Annotated in this window: 3 protein-coding genes; 2 read left to right on the top strand and 1 reads right to left on the bottom strand. The window is 61.0% G+C overall.

The window, feature by feature from the left end:
- A partial coding sequence (locus ACRC1E_RS04200; RefSeq protein WP_438513857.1) for a hypothetical protein occupies positions 1-220 on the top strand: 220 nt, incomplete at its 5' end.
- Between the two features lie 187 nt (positions 221-407).
- A complete protein-coding gene (gene hemF / locus ACRC1E_RS04195; RefSeq protein WP_438513856.1) occupies positions 408-1,316 on the top strand; it encodes an oxygen-dependent coproporphyrinogen oxidase in 909 nt (302 codons plus the stop codon).
- On the opposite strand, the gene ACRC1E_RS04190 is transcribed toward hemF, so the two are convergent.
- Positions 1,244-1,433: hypothetical protein (locus ACRC1E_RS04190; protein WP_438513855.1), on the bottom strand; the 190-nt coding region annotated here is incomplete at its 5' end. The two genes, hemF and ACRC1E_RS04190, sit on opposite strands and share 73 nt — an antisense overlap.

Genomic DNA, 1,433 nt, shown 5'->3' with positions numbered 1-1,433 from the left:
TATTTCGCGGTGGCACCTTGATCAGGTGGCCGCTCTTCCACGCCAGCTTGTCATCCTGTTGGCGCCTGAATTCGCCCCAGCCCTGATTCAGGATCGCTTTAGTTCAGCCCTGACTTTTGTTTCACCTTCCATCCAAGCTGTTCGGCGCTGCCCGCTGCTGACCTCGACATATTGCGCACCTTCAAATCCTCAACACCGACAACCGCTAGGTTTTCACTGATGCGGGTTGAGGTTTGGTGCAGTAAATCGCGACGGGGCGAGATGAACAGCCCCCACTGACGGGTCGGCACATAGTCAAGGCCATCATTAACAAAATGCCGCCCGGCCTTAATTTGCCATAAGCATGCACACAAACAGGCCGCAGGCTGCTGTTACAATCTGCCCATTAAACTCCCGGATACTGCTTGATGAGCCACCCCCATATTGATCAGGTCAAAGCCTTCCTGCTGGACCTGCAAGACCGCATCTGCAAGGCGCTGGAGGCGGCCGACGGCCGCGCCCGTTTTATCGAAGACGCGTGGCAGCGCCCGGCCGGTGGTGGCGGGCGCAGCCGGGTACTCAGCGCCGGCGCCGTGTTCGAACAGGCCGGCGTCAATTTCTCGCATGTATCCGGCGATAGCCTGCCGGCCTCGGCCACCGCCCATCGCCCTGAGCTCGCCGGGCGGCACTTCGAAGCCATGGGCGTATCGCTGGTGATCCACCCGGAAAACCCCTATGTGCCGACCAGCCACGCCAATGTGCGTTTTTTCATTGCCGAAAAAGAAGGTGAAGAGGCGGTATGGTGGTTCGGCGGCGGTTTCGATCTCACCCCCTATTACGGCTTCGATGAAGACTGCGTGCATTGGCACAGCGTCGCGCGCGAGCTGTGTGCACCGTTCGGCACAGACACCTACCCGCAATACAAGACATGGTGTGACGACTACTTCTACCTCAAGCACCGCAGTGAAGCGCGCGGCGTGGGCGGGCTGTTTTTTGACGATCTGAACGCCCCTGGCTTCGAGCAAAGCTTTGCCCTGATGCAGGCGGTCGGCAACGGTTATCTGGACGCCTATTTGCCTATCGTTGCACAACGCAAGGCGATAGCGTGGGGCGAGCGCGAACGCCAGTTCCAGCTCTACCGCCGCGGCCGCTATGTAGAATTCAATCTGGTTTGGGATCGCGGCACACTATTCGGCCTGCAAAGTGGCGGGCGCACCGAGTCCATCCTGATGTCGATGCCGCCGCTGGTACGCTGGGAATACGGCTACCAGCCCGAAGCCGGCAGCCCCGAGGCACGCTTGACCGAACACTTCCTCGTGGCGCGCGACTGGGTGTAGGACTCGGGACTCGGGACTCGGGACTCGGGACTCGGGACTCGGGACTCGGGACTCGGGACTCGGGACTCGGGACTCGGGACTCGGGACTCGGGACTCGGGACTCGGGACTCGGGACTC

The organism is Craterilacuibacter sp., from assembly GCF_051659485.1.
In the GTDB taxonomy this organism is placed as follows: domain Bacteria; phylum Pseudomonadota; class Gammaproteobacteria; order Burkholderiales; family Chromobacteriaceae; genus Craterilacuibacter.
Note: the sequence above shows the minus strand (reverse complement) of the source record. Positions and strands in the feature narration are given on the sequence as shown.

Bases quoted from the DNA above. Each gene is read 5' to 3' on its own strand.
- hemF (WP_438513856.1), top strand. From the start codon at position 408: ATGAGCCACCCCCATATTGATCAGGTCAAAGCCTTCCTGCTGGACCTG.